The following is a 17,024-nucleotide window of genomic DNA, read 5'->3' as shown; positions in this document are numbered from 1 at the left end:
CGGTCGTGCGCTCCCTGCTTCACAGAAGGGAGGCGCCAAATCGAAAGGTAGGACAGTGGCAGCCACCAAGGGAGCCCCAGACCTCTACTCCACGTTCCTGGCGTCCGCGCCCGGAGCCTTCATCGCCAAGCAGGCAGGTCTGCCGCAGCCCGAGAAGCTGCGTCGCTACAAGGCAGGCGAGCCGCCTCTCGCCGGCCCCGTGCTCATCGGCGGACAGGGCCGACTCGTCGAGCCGCTGCGTGAACTGCTGTCGGACTACCCGCAGGCCCAGGCACACGACGACAAGTACGGCGCCCTGGTGTTCGACGCCACCGGCATCGGCAACGTCGCCGAGCTCGAGCAGCTGTTCCAGTTCTTCCAGCCCGTCATCCGCAACCTTGCACCGTCGGCTCGCGTCGTCGTCATCGGCACGACGCCGGAAGAGACATCCAGCGTCGACGAGCACGTCGCCCAGCGCGCACTCGAAGGCTTCACCCGCAGCGTCGGCAAAGAGGTCAAGCGCGGCGCGACGGCCCAGCTGGTCTACATCTCCCCGAACGCCTCCACCGGGCTTTCCGGCCTCGAATCCACCCTGCGATTCCTACTGTCGGCCAAGTCGGCATTCGTCGACGGCCAGGTGATCGCCGTCGGGGACGCCGACTCCGAAGCACCCGCGTCCTGGGACAAGCCGCTCGCGGGCAAGGTGGCCGTGGTCACGGGCGCTGCCCGCGGTATCGGCGCCACCATCGCCGAAGTTCTCGCTCGTGACGGCGCGACGGTCATCGCCGCCGACATCCCCGCTGCCGGTGAAGCACTGTCCGAGACCGCGAACAAGGTCGGCGGCACTTCCCTCGCCCTCGACGTGACGGCACCCGACGCCGGCGAGGTGCTCTCCAAGCATCTGCTCGAACGCCACGGCGGCGCGGACATCATCGTCCACAACGCAGGCATCACCCGCGACAAGACGCTCGCCAACATGGACGACAGCCGCTGGAACTCCGTCATCGGCGTCAACCTGGCTGCACCGCAGCGCATCACCGACCAGCTCGTGGCATCGGGAGCACTCAAGGAAGGCGGACGCGTCGTCGACGTCTCCTCCATCGCCGGTATCGCCGGCAACCGCGGCCAGACCAACTACGGCACGTCCAAGGCAGGCGTCATCGGCCTCGTACACGCATCGGCACCGGTTCTCGCGAAGAAGAACATCACCATCAACGCCGTCGCCCCCGGATTCATCGAGACCGCGATGACGGCAGCGATTCCGTTCGCGACACGCGAGGCAGGCCGACGCATGAGCTCGCTGCTGCAGGGCGGCCAGACCGTCGACGTCGCAGAGCTGGTGTCCTACTTCGCCTCCCCCGCGTCCAACGCCGTCACCGGACAGATCGTCCGAGTCTGCGGCCAGAGCCTCCTCGGCGCATGAGCGTCGTCCAGCTCACGGAGCAGCCGAAGACGTCGGAGATCTACACTTCCGCTGCGCTCGGAGCCCTGCCGTTCCTCGGATCGAAGTCCACCACGGCGCCGTCGACGGTGTACGAGCTCCGCGGACTTCGCGTCGACCCCGACAACCTGGCCGCATACTGCCGGGCCACCGGACTGCGGTTCGGCGACACTCTGCCGGTGACGTATCCGTTCACGCTCGTCTTCCCGACGGTCATGAAACTGATGGTGTCCAAGGCATTTCCGTTCGCCGCCATCGGATCGGTCCACGCCGAGAACGTCATCGAGCAGTACCGGGCAATCTCCTCCTCGGAGCCCCTGGATGTACGTGTGCACGCGGAGAACCTGCGTGAACACCGCAAGGGCTTGTTGATCGACGTGATCAGCGAAGTCAGCGTCGGACGCGAGCTCGTCTGGAAGCAGACCTCGAGCTTCCTGAGCCTGCAGAAGACCTCACTGTCCGGTGGACCTCGCGAAGCACCGCCCGCCGACGAGGTCCCGCCGCCCCCGACACGCACACTGCGAGTGGATCAGAAAACGATCAGCAGGTACGCATCGGTCTCCGGGGACCGCAACCCGATCCACGTGTCGTCGTTGGGCGCCAAGGCCTTCGGCTTCCCGCGGACCATTGCACACGGAATGTGGAGTGCAGCAGCAGTACTGCAGGTCATCGAAGGTCGCATCCCCGACAAAGTGACCTACAACGTCCGCTTCGGCAAGCCCATAGTCCTGCCCGCAACGGTCAACCTCTACGCCGAATCCGTCGGCGCCGGCTGGGACCTGTCACTCAAGAACCCGAAAAAGGGTTACCCCCACCTCACCGCAACCCTGCGATAGGTGCAGTTTCACCCCCTTCCGGGACCGAACGTGCCGTTCGGTCACTTCAAGTGACCGAACGGCACGTTCGCTCCGAAAGCAGGGCCGGCCCGCTCCCACAACGAGGGGTACGCCGGCTACTGCGTCGGAGCGGTTTTCTTGCCCGCCAGACCGCGCCAGGCGAGGTTTTCCAGCAGGTCCGCGGCGGCGTCGACTTCGATTTCTCCGCCGGCGACGCGGTCGGCGACGGCTTCGCCTGCACCGACGAGGGCCACTGCCATGAGGGGGAAGTTCTGGTCCGGATCCGGTTCCTTGGTGCTCATCTCGAGGAGACGGGCGGTCAGTTCGATCAGTCGGTCCCTGCTGCTCTGGACCTGTGAGGCGAAGGCTGTCTGGCCTATTGCCTGCCGGTACAGCACCATCCAGGACTTACGGTTCTCGCCGACGAAGCCGAGGAAGCCGAGAAGTGCGCGTCGGAGCTGTTCACGTGGGGTGAGGGTGGGGTCTGCCGCGGGCGTAAGTGCCTCGACGAATTTGACGCCTTCACGGTTGATGCACGCCGCGAAGAGCTCGTCCTTGGAGCCGTAGTACAGATAGAGCATGGGTTTGGAGATCGCCGCTTTCTTGGCGATCGCGTCCATGGAGGTCTCGTGAAAACCGTTGTCGGAGAACACGTCGACTGCCGCGTCGAGCATCTGCTGCTCACGTACGGCGCGCGGCAATCGCTTGGTGCCACCAGCCATGAGTCCTCCAAACCGATATCGAACTCATGACCTTACTCCACGGTAAGGAGGCCTGCGTCACTACTGCGCCTGCCGGATGCATGCCGCGGCGCCGAAGAAATCCGGACGCACCCGGAAAGTTCTAGCAGACACCCTTGAAGCGAGCCACCGTCGCCGCGGACTCGTCGACCTGCGCTGCATCGAGGCGACCTGTCACCACGGCGTCCTCCAGGTTGTCGAGCACCTGCGGAACGTCGTCGGTGGTGAGCCACAGAGCGACGTCCGCGCCTGCAACGAGAGCTGCCTCGACAGCCGCGACGATGCCCAGCCGATCGGTGATGGCCGCCATCCCGCTGAGGTCGTCGGTGAAGATCGGTCCGGTGAAGGGCGCCGCACCGTACCCGACTCCGTCGCGCAGCAGCGACATCGCCGCCGGGCTGATGCTGGCAGGCTCACCCGGCTCGGTCAGTCCCGGTACATCGAGGTGTCCCACCATCACACCGACACCCCCGGCGGACAGTTGCGCGAACGGGATCAGATCCGACTGGATCAGGTCCTCCAACGGCGGCGTCGTCACCGCACCGGTGTGCGAATCGCCGGATGCAGAACCATGTCCGGGGAAGTGCTTGATGACGGGCTGAACACCGGCGTCGCGCAAGCCCTGCGCGTAGGCACCGGCGTAGGCGACGACCTGAATGGGGTCGGCGGAGTACGAACGGTCGCCGATCACCGAATCGTTCGGTTGACTGCTGACGTCGACGACGGGCGCGTAGTCGACGGTGATCCCGAGGTCCCGCAGGCCGCGGCCGCGTTCGAGCGCCATCCGATACGTGGCGTCCACGGACATCGTCAAAGCCGTCCGACGCGCCGACGGGTCCTCGCCCAGCAGATCCGCGACGCGGGACACACGCCCGCCTTCCTCGTCGATGGTGACCATCGGAGGGACCGCTGCCGCGGCGTCGATCTGCGGAACCTCGCGGTTCGCGAGCGTCGACGAGTCCGTCCAGCTTCCGATGAAGATTCCGCCGACCTGTTCACGAGCCATGATGTCGACGGCATCGGCAGTCCCGGTCACGCCGACGGTCAGCAGCTGCGCCAATCGCTGCCGCTCGCTGAGTGTCTCGACGAAAGCCTCACAGGAGTTCACCGGAGCGTCGGTGGTGGGGGGAAGCGTCGTCGTGGTGGTCGTGGTCGGCGGCAACGCAGACTCCGTGGCCACCTGAACCGAGTCACCGGACGAACACGAGGCCGTGAACCCGACCCCGATCACCACTGCAGCGACCGCGACGGGCGATCGGAATTTCCTCATGCCCCCGACCGTAGCGGAGTGGTCCCACACCGCTGTACGCGCGCAGTAACCTAAGGACAAAAGCGACACGAGGAGGGACTACGAGATGTCCGCAGACCTGATTCTCATTGCCTACGACGGCTCCGACAACGCCAAACGCGCCATCGAGTACGCCGGCCGATTCCTGACGACGACACGCGCGATCGTCGTCACCGCGTGGGAGCCGATGGTGCGCCAGGCAGCACGGATGTCCGGGCTGTCCGGCGTCATGCAGCCCGAATGGGTTCCCGACGACGAGGCCGAGGATGTGGCGCTCACCGACGCGAAGGTGACCAACGACGAGGGCGTTCGCCTCGCCCAGCAGGCCGGCCTTCAGGTCGAGGGCCACTGCGCGGAGTGCACGACGGCCATCTGGAGTGCCATCGTGGAGAAGGCCGACGATCTCGACGTGGACATCATCGTCACCGGCACTCGCGGCACGACGGGGTTGCGTTCACTTCTCCAGAGCTCGGTCGCGGACCATGTGCTTCGCCACAGTCACCGGCCTGTTCTGATCGTGCCGCCTGGAAAGTAGCCGCGCGTGCGCTCCGGCTACCGGGCCTGCGGGTGATAGCGTGAGCCGCGCACGCGTGCCAGTCGACGAAAGTGGAGAACCGAGATGAAGTTCGCTGTCCCGGGAGTTGTTGCTGCGGTAGTCGGCGCTGTGCTCGGTGCCGGGGTGGTATTCGGAGTCACTGCTGCGGCGGCCGACAACACGCGTCCCGAGATCGATCGCTCCGGCAACGCTGATTCGTCCCTGCTGAACCAGGTTGAGTACGGCAGCCGCTGACGCACCTGCTTCGATCTCTTCCGAACCACTCGGTCGTAGGTGGTTGCTCGGCGTCTCCACTCTGGCGTTTCTCCTCGCTTTCCTGCAGGTTCCCGGCTACACCGTTGCCGACACCAAGTACGACCTGACGCAGAATCCCCTCGGCTTCCTCGCGCGCGCCTCCCATCAGTGGACGTCGCAAGCTCCCCTCGGCCAGGTGCAGAACCAGGCGTACGGCTACTTCTTTCCGCACGGCGCGTTCTTCGCGCTCGGCGACATCGCGTCGATTCCCCCGTGGATCACACAGCGCATCTGGTGGGCGCTACTGCTGACAGCCGGGTTCTGGGGCATCGTTCGCCTCGCCGAAGCTCTGGGAATCGGCAGCCGCAGCTCGCGGATCATCGCCGCCGTCGCGTTCGCGCTGTCTCCCCGAGTCATCACGACGCTCGCATCGATCTCGTCGGAATCCATGCCGATGATGCTGGCGCCCTGGGTACTGATTCCCATCGTCCGGGCGTTCCGCAGCAGCACCTCCACCCGCACTCTCGCCGCGCAATCGGCGGTGGCCGTGGCGTTGATGGGCGCCGTCAACGCTGTCGCGACGGCAGCCGCGTGCCTCGTCGGCGTCGTCTGGATTCTCTGCCACAGACCCAACCGACTGTGGATCGTCTTCGGTGCGTGGTGGGCCGGCTTCCTGGCCCTCGCGACCCTGTGGTGGATCGTTCCGCTTCTTCTGCTCGGCGCGGTCAGCCCACCGTTCCTGGACTACATCGAATCCTCGGGGACGACGACCCAGTGGGCCTCGTTGATCGAGATCCTCCGCGGGACGAGCAGCTGGACACCGTTCGTCTCGCCCGAGCGCGTCGCCGGAGCAGTGCTGGTCACGCAGCCGGCCGCCGTCGTCGCGACGGGAGTCGTCGCCGCAGCCGGTGTCGTCGGTCTCGCGATGCGATCGATGCCCGCCCGTGGCCGCCTGACCGTCATGCTGTTCGTCGGAATCCTCGGTCTCACAGCCGGATACGTCGGCGGACTCGGCTCGCCGATCGCCGACACCGTTCGCGTGTTCCTCGATTCGGGCGGCGCGCCGCTCCGCAACGTCCACAAACTCGAGCCGCTCGTCCGAATCCCCTTGGTACTCGGACTCGCTCACCTTCTCGCCCGAGTCCCGCTTCCCGGTGCCGCACCGACGCGCACCTGGCGAGCAGCCATCGCACACCCGGAGAAGGACAAGATGGTCGCCGTCGCCGGGCTCGTGCTCGTCGCGCTGACGTTCTCCACCTCCCTCGCGTGGACCGGCAAACTCGCACCCCGAGGGGCATACCAGTCCATCCCGCAGTACTGGCACGACGCCGCGGACTGGCTCACCGCTCACGCGTCGGGCAACTCACCCGACGGCTCCGATGCCGAGCGCGCGCTCGTTGTTCCCGGCGCGCCCTTCGCGATTCAGACGTGGGGACTGACTCGCGACGAACCACTCCAAGCCCTCGCGACGACGCCGTGGGCCGTCCGCGACTCGGTACCACTGACCCCGCCCGGTGCGATCCGGGCCCTCGACTCCGTCCAACGACTGATCGCCGACGGCCGATCCTCGGTCGGCTTGGCCGACACCCTCGTCGGGCAGGGCATTCACTACGTGGTCGTCCGCAACGATCTCGATCCCGAGACGTCGCGTTCCGCACGCCCCGTCCAGGTCCACGCCGCACTCGACGGCTCCCCCGGCCTCGAGAAAGTCGCGGAGTTCGGCGAGGACATCGCACCGGGAACAGTCGACGGCATCACGGTCGACGGTGACATGCGGCCGCCGTATCCGGCTGTCGAGATCTATTCGGTGAAGCTGCAGGAGCCAAGCTCGAAGGAGCCTGAAGTTTCGGGGCCCTACACCGTCGATCTGAACCGTGTCCCGTTCGTTCAAGGTGGCCCGGAATCCGTTCAGCGACTGAACGAACAGCGGCGATCCGGTGTCCCCGACCCGGTGCCCGCAGGCCCCGTCATCCTCGCGTCCGACGCCACCACCGCGGGCCTGGACGTCGATTCGGTCACTGTCACCGATACTCCGATGAACAGGGAGACGGATTTCGGGCAGGTCGACAACCACAATTCGGCGCTGAGAACCGCCGACGATCCTCGTCGCTCGTTGAACGAAGTCGCGGACTATCCCGTCGTGGGCGCGGACACCGTCGACGGCGAATGGGAGGGCGCGAGCATCACCGCCTCGAGTTCCGCATCGGATTCCACTCAGATCGGTGGCACCAAACCGGGAAGCGGGGTCGCGGCGGTCGTCGACGGCGATCTTGCGACGAGCTGGGTCAGCAACGGCATCGAAAGCGCTGTGGGACAGTGGCTTCAACTCGACTTCGACGAGCCGATCTCCGGCGGGCTCCTGCATCTGCGTACCAGCCCGGGGACCATCGGTGACCCGGTGAAGTGGCTCGAGATCACCACTCCGGGTGGCAGTACCGCGGCGCGGGTCGACACTGCGGGTGAGCCCATGACCGTCTCGCTCCCCGGCGGATCGACACCGTGGGTGCGCATCACGGCGAAATCGACCGTGGACGGCACTCGGGGAAGTCAATTCGGAATCAGCGAACTGTCGGTGGAGGACTACTCGGACCGCGACAACCCGCAGCCCGTGTCGATCGTGCACCGTGCGGTGCTGCCGGGCGTCACGCCCGGAGCGGACGTCACGTCGTGGAACCTCGGCCAGGAGTTCCCCGGACGACCGGCCTGCCTGGACACCGAGGACCGAATCCGATGCAGCAGTGGACTGTCCGCGGCACCCGAGGAGCTCGGCAGGTTCTCGCGCACCCTGTCGGTGCCGACCGGAACCGCAGTGCTGCCGGAACTGACCCTGCGCACCCGACAGAGCCCCGAGCTGGAAGCGCTGCTGGCACAACCGGGACGACCCGTGGCAACGGGCGCATCCGACGTCGGCGACCTCCAAGGATCCGCCTTCGCGGCCACCGACGGCGACGACCGAACATCCTGGACCGCGCCCGAGAAGAGCATCGAGCAGCGAGCCGGAACGCAGCCGACACTGACGATCGACCTGCCCGCGCCGACGCTGGTGGACGGCCTCACCGTGACCCCGAGCCTCGGCGACCTGCCCGCTCATCCGACGACCGTCGCCGTGAATCTCGGTGGCGGACCGCAGGTTCGCGAGGTGGATCCCGACGGGCCGACGACCATCGATCTCGCGCCACAGGTGACGGATCGGATCGTGCTCTCCATCGTCGACTGGGACGATCGGCTGGACAAGAACTCCCTCGGCTTCGTCCTCCCGCAACCGCCCGGTCTCGCCGACGTCGCCGTGCTGTCGGGGGGCCGCGACATCAGCGCCGCTCCCGACGCAGCCGATGACCGCACGATCACCGTCGCCTGCGACGTCGGGCCGATCATGTCCATTGCGGGCCAGACCATCCGGGCGTCGGTGACGGCGACGGCGCGGCAATTCCTGTCGGGCGAACCACTGCAGGCGACCATCTGCGAGGGTCCCTTCCCCGTTCCGAACGAGACGCTCAATCCGATACCCCTGCCGGAAGGCAGACAGGACGTCGTCGTCGACCCAGGTGCAGCCTTCGTCGTCGACGGAGTGCGACTCCGCACGATGCCCGTCCCCGCCGTCAGCGCAACCAGCTCGTCTCCCCGAACCGCGGAGACGACGGCGTGGGACGCCGACCACCGAGAAGTGACCATTCGCGAATCGAACGTCGATCAACTGCTCGTGGTACCGGAAAGCAGCAACACCGGCTGGCACGCAACCGCAGCATCCGCAGGCTCCACTCCCGCCCCAGAACTGCAGGCTGTCACCGTCAACGGCTGGCAGCAAGGCTGGATCGTGCCGGCCGGGACGTCGGGAACGGTGACGCTCGCGTTCCCGTCGGACAAGTGGTACCGACTCGGAATCTTCGGCGGATTGTTCCTGCTGATCCCGTTGGCGTTCTTCGCTCTTCGTCGAAGTCGCGTAACCCAGGACCCGGCACCACGGCCCTGGCTCAGCGCGGTGCTCGGGTGGTTCGGACTGACCGCGGCCGTCGCCGTGATCTCCGGGCCGGCCGGAGTTGCCGTCGTCGCCGCAGTCGCGGCCGTGGCAGTGGCCGTGGGCCGACGCTTCGGTCGATCGGCGGAAGCCAGGGCGGCGGTGTGGGTCGCCGGGGTCGGAACGCTGCTCGCGACGGCGTTGCTGTCGAAGGGTCCGTGGCGATCTCCCGACGGCTACATCGGCCACTCGTCGCTGATCCAGCTTGCCGCGTTGGTGGCACTCGTCGCCGTGGCAGTGAGTGCTCTGCGGGCTCGCCGATAACCGGCGGTCACGTCACCGGCGGCGAAGCCACACCCGCATCGGTTCTTCGATCAGCGCGTAGCTCGCGGCGGCGACGGGAATCGACAATGCGACGGTCACGACCAGAACCAGCAGGAAGTGTCCGCTGAAGGGGATGATCCCGAACACGGGGAAGACCATCGCCAGGATCACCAGATGCCAGATGAAGATGCCGTAGGACCAGCGGCCCAGAGCAAGGGTGACCGGGTGCTCGAGGATGCGTCGGGGTCCGTCGGCCAGGACGAGAGGCGCCAACAACGCGAACGCGAGGACTGCACCGAGCACGATCTTGACCTCGAACTGCCACGGCTCGGGACGCACCAGCCCTTCCGGCCCGGCGAGCGGAGTCGCCGACAGGCCGAACGCCACCAGTGCGATCGCGGCCATCAGTACTCGGTGGCTCGCCAGACGGTGCAACCACGTCGGGGGGCGGGTCGTGTACTCGGCCAGGAGCATTCCGGCCGCGAACCACGGGAAGTATCCAGGCAACCAGTTGTCGTGGTGAATCGCTTCGGGTGTGGACACTGGTACGAACGCCCAGCACAGACTGATCGCGGCCACAGCTGCGACGACGGGAATGCGGAACCGTGCTCGATCGCCTCGTAGGGCAGCCAACGCCAGGCCGAGGAACGGCAAGACCAGATAGAAGGCGACCTCGACCGACAGAGACCACATCTGAGTCATGCCCTCGGTGAGAGTCAGAGGCACGAACACCTGCGTCAAGGACAGGTTGGCGGCCCACACCCGCCAGCTGCTTCCCGTGTTGGGCAGGAACAGCAGAACCAGCGTCACCACGACCCAGTACGCCGGAAGGATGCGCACGGCGCGCGACCACAGATAGCGGCCGATCGGCTGAGCACGACCCAACCCGCGCGCCTGCGCCGCGTGCGGACGCCACAGCAGAAACCCGGACAACGCGAAGAACAGCGCGACAGCCAGGTCGAACCTGCCCCAGATTCGGCCCATGACGGGAGAATTCGCGGCGCCTGTCTGAAAGGCCACGTGGGTGACGATGATGCCGATCGACGCGAACGCGCGCATTCCCTCGAGCGACGGGATGAATCCGCGCAGCGGTGCGACGGATTTCGGCAGCGATTCGGTGGACGTAGTCATGACGCGACCAGTCAAGCACCCCGCGTCGTCCGCTTGTGAAAGTCCACGGTCGTCGGGCGTGCCCGCGACCGTACGACGTGATGACTGTTACTGTCACCAGCGACGTGGCGATACCAATCGGACACTCCAGGAACGGGCGTTTCCTACCCTGACCTGTCGGGGGTGGAAGCAGCGGCGCGCCAAGGAAATAAGACTAAGGAGATTCTCACATGGCGGAGCGCTCAGGGCCGAGCCGGATTCTTGCCCTCGTACTCGTCGGATTGGGCGCATTCCTGCTGGTAGCAGCGATTCTGATCCCGACGTACACCGTGCCCCGCCTGGAGAAGACACCGCTGGATCTCGAGGTCACGACGGTATCGACCGGCACCGGAAGCGTTCTCAACGCTGCATCGCTGGCCGCGGGCCGCGCTCAGGTGGACGAGAACGTGAACCTCGTGTCGCAGCGCTTCGTCACCACCGAGGAGCCGTCGAACGCCGACGACATCACCGTGCAGGCCGGGCAGACGCTGCGCCGCACCGACAAGCAGGGCGACACCGGGCTGCTCACCGCCAGCGTCGACCGTGTGACGCTCGATCGTGTGTCGTCCGAGCCCGTCGAGAACCCCGTCGGCACCATCCAGGTCCAGGGCGACAAGCCGGCCGAGGAAGTTCCGCACACCGGCCTGCAGTACAAGTTCCCGTTCAACGCGGAGCAGAAGGCGTACCCGTTCTTCGACATCAACGCCCGCGCGTCGCAGGACATCGACTTCGTCGAAGAGACCGAGATCAACGGCACGCCCGTCTACAAGTACGAGCAGACCGTCGGCCCCGTAGATCTGTCCGGCGTCGTCAACCTCCCGACCAACAAGGTCACCCTCCCCGCCGACACGTGGGGCGTCGAGGGCGGCGAAGCTCCCGTCACCATGACCCGCTGGTACGAGAACACACGGACGGTGTGGGTGGAGCCCAAGACCGGTGTCATCGTCGACGGTGAAGAGCAGATCCACCAGTACTACTCGCGGACTGCGGGCCAGCCCGAGGTAGACGTGCTCAATGCGCCGATCAAGTTCGACGAGAACACCGTCGAATACCAGATCCAGCGCGCCAAGGACGGCCAGGACCAACTGTCGACGTTCGGACGTACCGTGCCGATCATCGCCGGAATCCTCGGCGTCATCGCGTTGATCGCAGGTATCGTGCTCGGACTCCGCGGCGGCAACGGCCCGCGTCGTCCCGTGCGTACCGGCGGCCCGCAGCAGGGCGGAGGCGGCGGTGCAGCACCGGCAGCTCCGCAGAACCGCGACTGGACGACCGATCAGACCGAGGTCATTCCGAGGACCAACCTCTCCAAGGAGTAGCACCTTCACGAACAACAACGGCGCGGCCCATTCGGGTCGCGCCGTTGGTCGTTCTCAGGCCGAGGGTGGCCGGTCCCAGTTGCACACAGACCGATGCGGCAGGGCCGGATGTGCCGTCCGAGGCGGATTCGAGTGCACTCAGGAACGCAGGGCGGCCACGCACACCGCGAGTGCAGTTGTCGCGGCCACGGACACCGCGACCACGACGAACTGCAGCACCGTGGACGCGCACAGCGTCAACAGGGCGACTTCGGCGGCCAGCCCGAGCCACGCCAGGATCGCAAGCGTCGTGCGTTCCCCTGCAATAGCCCACAGCAACGCGCTCTGGAGCACCGCGAGACAGGCGCCCTGCAACGCGAAGATCCACAGGTATCCCTGCACGGCTGCGTAGTCCTCGCCCACGATCAGCGGGATCAGCCCCGCGGCGACGGCCGCCCCGAGGATCAGAACCGCACCGATTCCGGCGACGACGGACAGTGCCGATCGCAGCGCCGACGCCGAGTGCGCAGGGTTGGCCATACGCGGATACAGCACTACCCCCACTGCCTGCGGCAGCCAGAACGCTGCCTTCGTGGCGACGGCGCCGAGGGCGTAGATGCCTGCGTCGGCTTCGGTCAGCAGTGCGCGCGCGAGGAGCAGATCCACCGACGACAGCAGAATCAGCACCAATTGAACCTGCGACGCCCGCAGCACGGTGGCGACGCCGATGCGCACGTCACCGGTGTGCGGACCATCGGGCCCGGGTGGCTCTCGGTTGGCCAGCCGTGCGCCGAGGGCGACCAGTCCTGTGCCGGCGGCACTTACTGCGAGCACTGTGCCGGGACCCGCGCCGAGGAACAGCGCGACGACCGCGGGAACGACCTTGCCGAAGCCCGCGGATGCCAGCACGATGCTCAATCGGCCGAACCGCGCGGTGCCCTGCAGTAGCCCTTGTTCGGTCGCGAGCAGCACGAGTAGTGGGGCGACGACCAGCGCCGACGTCGTCGCCAGAACACTCGTGTCCATCGCCACCGCCACTATCGGTGCCGCCAGCACCGACAGAACGGCGACGACGCCGGCGCAGCGGTATCCGAGGCTTCGGAGCTTGCCGGTGCTTCGTCCGCGCACCACTTCCCTGGCCACGACCGACTGCAACGCGAGCGCCGGAACTGCGAGCACCAACTGAGCGGCGAGCAGACTCGCGAACTCGCCGTACTTCGCCACACCCAGCAGGCGGCTCGCCGGAAGATGCAGGAGATACGAGGCGATGTTGGCCGTCATCGATCCGATGGTCACCATCGTCATTCCGGCGACCATCGCTCTGCCTGCGGACCCGGAGGCGGAGACAGGGCGAGTCGGCATGCGCCCACGGTATAGGGTGCCGGACATGGCGTCGGGTGGTCGGTGGGCTGCGGGCCGGTCCCGGTGGGCGCCTCCGCTCTACAGCGTCGCCCTCGCGTCCGTGGTGCTCGGCCCACTGTTCGGCAACGGCTATCTACTTCTGCGCGACGCCGTCAGTACACCCAGGTCCTACTTCACCGACTCGGCTCTCGGGGTCGGCGACGCCGCCGCCCGGGCGGTCCCGCAGGACGCGGTGGTGGCCGCCCTGTCCACGGTGGTCGACGGCGGACTCGTCGTGAAAGCTGCTCTGCTGCTCGCGCTGTGGCTCGCCGGCTGGGGTGCCGCGCAGATGTCGCGGACCGTGCTGCCGTCGGCACCGCTGCCTGCACTGCTGGTGGCGTCGACGGTCGCGATCTGGAATCCCTACGTCGCCGAGCGTCTGCTGCAGGGGCATTGGAGTCTTCTTATCGGGTACGCGGCGTTACCGTGGACGGTCGTCGCTGCGCTCGATCTCAGGCGGACGGGCCGGTGGGGGTGGCTCGCGGTCTGTCTGGCCGTCGCGGGCCTGACGCCGACGGGTGCGCTGCTCGCCGCGTCATGTGCGTGGTTATGCGCGTCCAGGCAAACATTTCCGCTCACAGCGGGATTGACCTTGCTGGCGTCGGCGCCCTGGCTCGTCGCGACGGCGGTGTCGGGCTCGGGGGCCACCGGTACCGACCCCGCCGGCGTCGCCGCGTTCGCAGCCCGCGCCGAGCCCGGACTCGGGACGGTCGGTTCCCTCGCGGGACTCGGCGGCATCTGGAACGCCGATGCCGTTCCCGTCACGCGAACATCGGCGTTCGCGGTCCTGGGCACCGCCTTGCTGCTCGCGATCGTCGCGCTCGGCATCGGACCCCTGTGGCGACGCCGACGCAACCCCGTCGTGACCGCTCTGGCCGTGGCGGCCGTCCTCGCGATCGCTGGGCCTGCCCTCGCCGCGACGGCTCCAGGGATTCGCGTCGGCGAATGGGCTGCCGCCGAGGTGCCCGGCGCCGGTCTGCTGCGCGACGCCCAGAAGTGGGTTGCGCTCGCCGTGCCCTTCTACGTTCTCGCCGCGGCGGCAGGTGTCACGTGGGCTGCCGCGAAACTCGGGAACCGCTGGCTTCCCGGAGTCGCAGCGGCGTTGGCCGTGGTGATCGCGTTGCCGGACCTCGCCTGGGGAGTCGGAGGCCAGGTGAAACCCGTCGAATATCCGGCGTCGTGGTCGGTGGTCGCCGACGAGTTGGCCGGGGAGGACGGAGACGTCGCCGTGCTGCCCGCAGGTATGTTCCGCCGGTTCCCGTACAGCGGGGACGCCGCTGTTCTCGACCCTGCGCCTCGCATGCTGCCGCTGGACGTACTGCAGACCGGGGAGCTCCTCGTCGCAGGCGGGTCGGTCCGCGGAGAAGGCAGCAGGGCGGAGGCCGTCGAACAGGTTCTTCTGGACGGCGGTACTCCCGAGGACGTGGCCGGGCTCGGAGTCGGGTGGGTGCTCGTCGAACGGACGACGCCCGGGCAGCTGGGCAACTCGGCCGCGGCGCTGCGGCAGCTGACGGTGGAGTACGAGGACGACGAGCTCGCGCTGTACCGGGTGCCGGGCGAGATCCGCATCGAACCGACGGACGACCGGGCGGTCGTCGCCGCGCACCTCGTGTGGCTGGTGCTACTGGTGGGCGGCTTCGGCTGGGCGGTCCGCACCCGGAAGGCCGGCGGACACGAGACCTGACACGTTCGAGCCGCGCATCGAGGCCGCGAGAACGCTCTGCACACCGCGAGCGGTCTGCCTCCACGAGAATTCGAGCGCGCGGACCCTGGCCTTCTCACCCAGATCGGCACGCATGTCGTCGTCGAGCAGTAGCTCGGCGAGAGCGTCCGTCAGCGCGGTGACATCACGATCGGCGCCGTCCGAGCCGACCAGCACACCGGTGACACCGTCGATGATGGAGTCGGTGAGGCCCTTGGAGCTGCGGTATCCGACGGTCGGCACTGCGTGCTGGGCCGCCTCGACCACTGCGAGACCCCAGCCTTCCTTCCTCGACGGCATGACGTGCACCCACGACTGTCCGAGGAGTTGGTGTTTGCGAACCTCGTCGACGTGGCCGTGGAACGTCACCGCGCTCGCGATGCCGAGTTGCTCGACCCGCTCACGCAGGTTCTCCTCCCACCAACCGCCTCCGATGATGTCCAAGTGCAGTCCGGGGACTCGGAACCTCAGAGCGGCCACCGCAGCCAGTGCGTCCTCGATCTGCTTGTGCGGAACGAGCCGCGACAGCACCGACAGCGACGGGTACGGAGTTCTGGTGTCCACCGGCGTTCCTGCGGGAATCTCGTCCGCGCCGTTGCGCACGACGGCAACTCGCTCGCGATCGACACCGAGGGCAACCAGCTCGTCGGCCGACGGCAAGGACACCGTCAGGTACTGGTTACGACGGTGAATCCGCGGAGAGACCGTGCTTTCGAGCCACCATCCGAGCTTGGCCATGAGGGGTCCGGCGACGGGCCACTGCTCACGGTGACAGTGGTGCACCAGCAACGTCACCGGTGCTCCGGACACGATCCGGGAGAAGAAGGGAATGCCGTTCTGGGTGTCGACGACGGCGTCGGGAGCTATTCCGCGAAGCGAACCGAACCCGAGGCGCCCCGCGACGATCGACGCGAGTGCCCGCGGATACACACTCAACCGTCCACCGGCGCGACTGATGCGGATTCCGTCGACGATCTCCTCGGCGGGCGCGCCCGGATACGACGCCGTCCGCAGCGTCACCTTCACTCCCTGGGCAGCCAGCCCGGCCCCGACCTGCTCGAGATACCGCTCGCTGCCGCCGCCCTGGGGGTGCCCGGTGTCGCGCCAGCAGAGCAGCAGCACCTCGCGCACGCCCGTACCCCCTTCGCGGCCGACACCATCACCGAAACTTCCGGACAGCTGACTCTTCCGGACAGCTGACTCTTCCGGACAGCTGAACTTCTGGACAGCTGAAACTTCTGGACACCCTAGCCGTTCGTGTGGCCCAGCGGTCGCTCGACATGGACTCTCGCCTAGTGTTCTTCCTCGTGCGTAGGGACCGGGTCACTCGACTGTTCGCGAAACGCGCCACCCTCAGCAGGTCGGTCGGGCTGCTCCGGGACTTCGGGCACGAGCAGACCGCGCCCGACATCTTCTACGGCGCGCTCGCCCGTGACTCCGTCGAATTGATCGGCGACCTCTACCGGGGCATGACTGGCGACTCTCTCGAGAACCGTGTCGTACTCGACGTCGGCGGGGGGCCCGGTTACTTCGCGGAGGGCTTCGAACGCAGCGGAGCTCGGTACTTCCCCGTCGAACCCGACGCATCCGAACTGCACGCTGCAGGCCTGACCGTCCACGGCAGCGTCCGGGGCTCGGGAATGGCGCTGCCATTTCTCACCGACAGCGTCGACATCTGCTTTTCCTCGAACGTCGCCGAGCACGTCCGCGAGCCCTGGGTCATGGCCGAGGAAATGCTCCGCGTCACCCGACCCGGCGGATTGACGGTCCTGTCCTACACACTGTGGCTCAGCCCGTTCGGCGGGCACGAAACACGGCCGTGGCACTACGTCGGCGGCGAATACGCGGCCCGGCGATACCTGCGTACACACGGACACGAGCCGAAGAACAGATTCGGCGAATCCCTGTTCGACATCGGAGCAGGCGACGGATTACGTTGGGCTCGAAACACTTCCAGCGGAACCCTTCTCGCGGCATTCCCCCGATACCACCCCCGATGGGCATGGTGGATCATGAGGGTTCCCGGCCTCCGCGAACTCCTCGCCAGCAACCTCGTCCTCGTCTTCCGCGCCACCTGACGCGAGTGCGCCGCTCACCCGGCTCATTCCGCAGGCTCCACTC

At 67.2% G+C, this 17,024-nt stretch carries 13 protein-coding genes; 8 read left to right on the top strand and 5 right to left on the bottom strand.

What is annotated here, in order from left to right; all coding sequences use genetic code 11:
• Positions 1–55: 55 nt before the first annotated feature.
• Together CH290_RS07110 and CH290_RS07105 are read left to right on the top strand one after the other, a co-directional pair.
• Complete coding sequence (locus tag CH290_RS07110) at positions 56–1,402, top strand: 3-oxoacyl-ACP reductase (RefSeq protein WP_033188880.1); 1,347 nt, start codon at positions 56–58, stop codon at positions 1,400–1,402.
• Positions 1,399–2,256, top strand: coding sequence for a MaoC/PaaZ C-terminal domain-containing protein (locus CH290_RS07105; protein WP_037158859.1), 858 nt, complete (start codon positions 1,399–1,401; stop codon positions 2,254–2,256). The genes CH290_RS07110 and CH290_RS07105 overlap by 4 nt, the downstream gene beginning before the upstream one ends.
• Positions 2,257–2,372: 116 nt before the next feature.
• Here CH290_RS07105 and CH290_RS07100 read toward each other — a convergent pair whose 3' ends face one another.
• Together CH290_RS07100 and CH290_RS07095 are read right to left on the bottom strand one after the other, a co-directional pair.
• The gene (locus tag CH290_RS07100) at positions 2,373–2,978 is read right to left on the bottom strand and encodes a TetR/AcrR family transcriptional regulator (protein WP_019665572.1); all 606 of its coding nucleotides are present in this window, start codon (positions 2,976–2,978) and stop codon (positions 2,373–2,375) included.
• A gap of 121 nt (positions 2,979–3,099) precedes the next feature.
• Positions 3,100–4,266 (bottom strand): glycoside hydrolase family 3 N-terminal domain-containing protein, encoded by a 1,167-nt coding sequence (locus tag CH290_RS07095; protein WP_033188878.1) that lies wholly within the window; start codon positions 4,264–4,266, stop codon positions 3,100–3,102.
• An 85-nt stretch (positions 4,267–4,351) separates the two neighbouring features.
• On the opposite strand from CH290_RS07095, the gene CH290_RS07090 reads away from it, so the two are divergent.
• From CH290_RS07090 to CH290_RS07080, 3 genes are all read left to right on the top strand, one after another.
• Positions 4,352–4,819, top strand: a complete 468-nt coding sequence (locus CH290_RS07090) for a universal stress protein (RefSeq protein ID WP_019665570.1) — start codon at positions 4,352–4,354, stop codon at positions 4,817–4,819.
• Positions 4,820–4,903: 84 nt separating this feature from the next.
• The gene (locus CH290_RS07085) at positions 4,904–5,074 is read left to right on the top strand and encodes a DUF2613 domain-containing protein (RefSeq protein WP_019665569.1); all 171 of its coding nucleotides are present in this window, start codon (positions 4,904–4,906) and stop codon (positions 5,072–5,074) included.
• Positions 5,055–9,353, top strand: coding sequence for an alpha-(1->3)-arabinofuranosyltransferase (locus tag CH290_RS07080; RefSeq protein ID WP_033188877.1), 4,299 nt, complete (start codon positions 5,055–5,057; stop codon positions 9,351–9,353). Before CH290_RS07085 ends, CH290_RS07080 begins: the two co-directional genes overlap by 20 nt.
• Positions 9,354–9,365: 12 nt before the next feature.
• On the opposite strand, the gene CH290_RS07075 is transcribed toward CH290_RS07080, so the two are convergent.
• Positions 9,366–10,484 carry an acyltransferase family protein gene (locus CH290_RS07075; protein ID WP_033188876.1) on the bottom strand — a complete coding sequence of 373 codons (1,119 nt, stop codon included), beginning with the start codon at positions 10,482–10,484 and terminating at the stop codon, positions 9,366–9,368.
• A 209-nt stretch (positions 10,485–10,693) separates the two neighbouring features.
• Between CH290_RS07075 and pgfA the strand changes: the two genes are divergently transcribed.
• Positions 10,694–11,821: a cell envelope lipid trafficking protein PgfA gene (pgfA, locus tag CH290_RS07070; RefSeq protein ID WP_019665566.1), complete on the top strand. Its 1,128-nt coding sequence runs from the start codon at positions 10,694–10,696 to the stop codon at positions 11,819–11,821.
• 138 nt (positions 11,822–11,959) lie between these two features.
• Here pgfA and CH290_RS07065 read toward each other — a convergent pair whose 3' ends face one another.
• Entirely contained in the window at positions 11,960–13,162 is a 1,203-nt protein-coding gene (locus CH290_RS07065) for a lipopolysaccharide biosynthesis protein (protein ID WP_249305835.1), read from the bottom strand.
• Positions 13,163–13,187: 25 nt separating this feature from the next.
• On the opposite strand from CH290_RS07065, the gene CH290_RS07060 reads away from it, so the two are divergent.
• On the top strand, positions 13,188–14,885 hold the full coding sequence (locus CH290_RS07060; protein ID WP_230620928.1) for an MmpA family trehalose lipid delivery protein: 1,698 nt from the start codon (positions 13,188–13,190) through the stop codon (positions 14,883–14,885).
• On the opposite strand, the gene CH290_RS07055 is transcribed toward CH290_RS07060, so the two are convergent.
• On the bottom strand, positions 14,823–16,034 hold the full coding sequence (locus tag CH290_RS07055) for a glycosyltransferase family 4 protein (RefSeq protein WP_033188873.1): 1,212 nt from the start codon (positions 16,032–16,034) through the stop codon (positions 14,823–14,825). The genes CH290_RS07060 and CH290_RS07055 overlap by 63 nt on opposite strands.
• 149 nt (positions 16,035–16,183) lie before the next feature.
• Here CH290_RS07055 and CH290_RS07050 point away from each other — a divergent pair, with 149 nt between their 5' ends.
• On the top strand, positions 16,184–16,981 hold the full coding sequence (locus CH290_RS07050) for a class I SAM-dependent methyltransferase (protein ID WP_170947516.1): 798 nt from the start codon (positions 16,184–16,186) through the stop codon (positions 16,979–16,981).
• The last annotated feature ends 43 nt before the right edge of the window (positions 16,982–17,024 follow it).

The organism is Rhodococcus sp. 06-156-4 (assembly GCF_002259345.1).
Lineage (GTDB): Bacteria > Actinomycetota > Actinomycetes > Mycobacteriales > Mycobacteriaceae > Rhodococcoides > Rhodococcoides fascians_E.
The sequence above is the reverse complement of the archived record's forward strand: the minus strand, read 5'-3'. Positions and strand labels throughout refer to the sequence as shown.

Coding starts and splice junctions, on each gene's coding strand:
- CH290_RS07050 (WP_170947516.1), top strand. CDS start 16,184: ATGGACTCTCGCCTAGTGTTCTTCCTCGTGCGTAGGGACCGGGTCACT.
- CH290_RS07090 (WP_019665570.1), top strand. CDS start 4,352: ATGTCCGCAGACCTGATTCTCATTGCCTACGACGGCTCCGACAACGCC.
- CH290_RS07105 (WP_037158859.1), top strand. CDS start 1,399: ATGAGCGTCGTCCAGCTCACGGAGCAGCCGAAGACGTCGGAGATCTAC.
- CH290_RS07075 (WP_033188876.1), bottom strand. CDS start 10,484: ATGACTACGTCCACCGAATCGCTGCCGAAATCCGTCGCACCGCTGCGC.
- pgfA (WP_019665566.1), top strand. CDS start 10,694: ATGGCGGAGCGCTCAGGGCCGAGCCGGATTCTTGCCCTCGTACTCGTC.
- CH290_RS07100 (WP_019665572.1), bottom strand. CDS start 2,978: ATGGCTGGTGGCACCAAGCGATTGCCGCGCGCCGTACGTGAGCAGCAG.
- CH290_RS07085 (WP_019665569.1), top strand. CDS start 4,904: ATGAAGTTCGCTGTCCCGGGAGTTGTTGCTGCGGTAGTCGGCGCTGTG.
- CH290_RS07060 (WP_230620928.1), top strand. CDS start 13,188: ATGGCGTCGGGTGGTCGGTGGGCTGCGGGCCGGTCCCGGTGGGCGCCT.
- CH290_RS07095 (WP_033188878.1), bottom strand. CDS start 4,266: ATGAGGAAATTCCGATCGCCCGTCGCGGTCGCTGCAGTGGTGATCGGG.
- CH290_RS07065 (WP_249305835.1), bottom strand. CDS start 13,162: ATGCCGACTCGCCCTGTCTCCGCCTCCGGGTCCGCAGGCAGAGCGATG.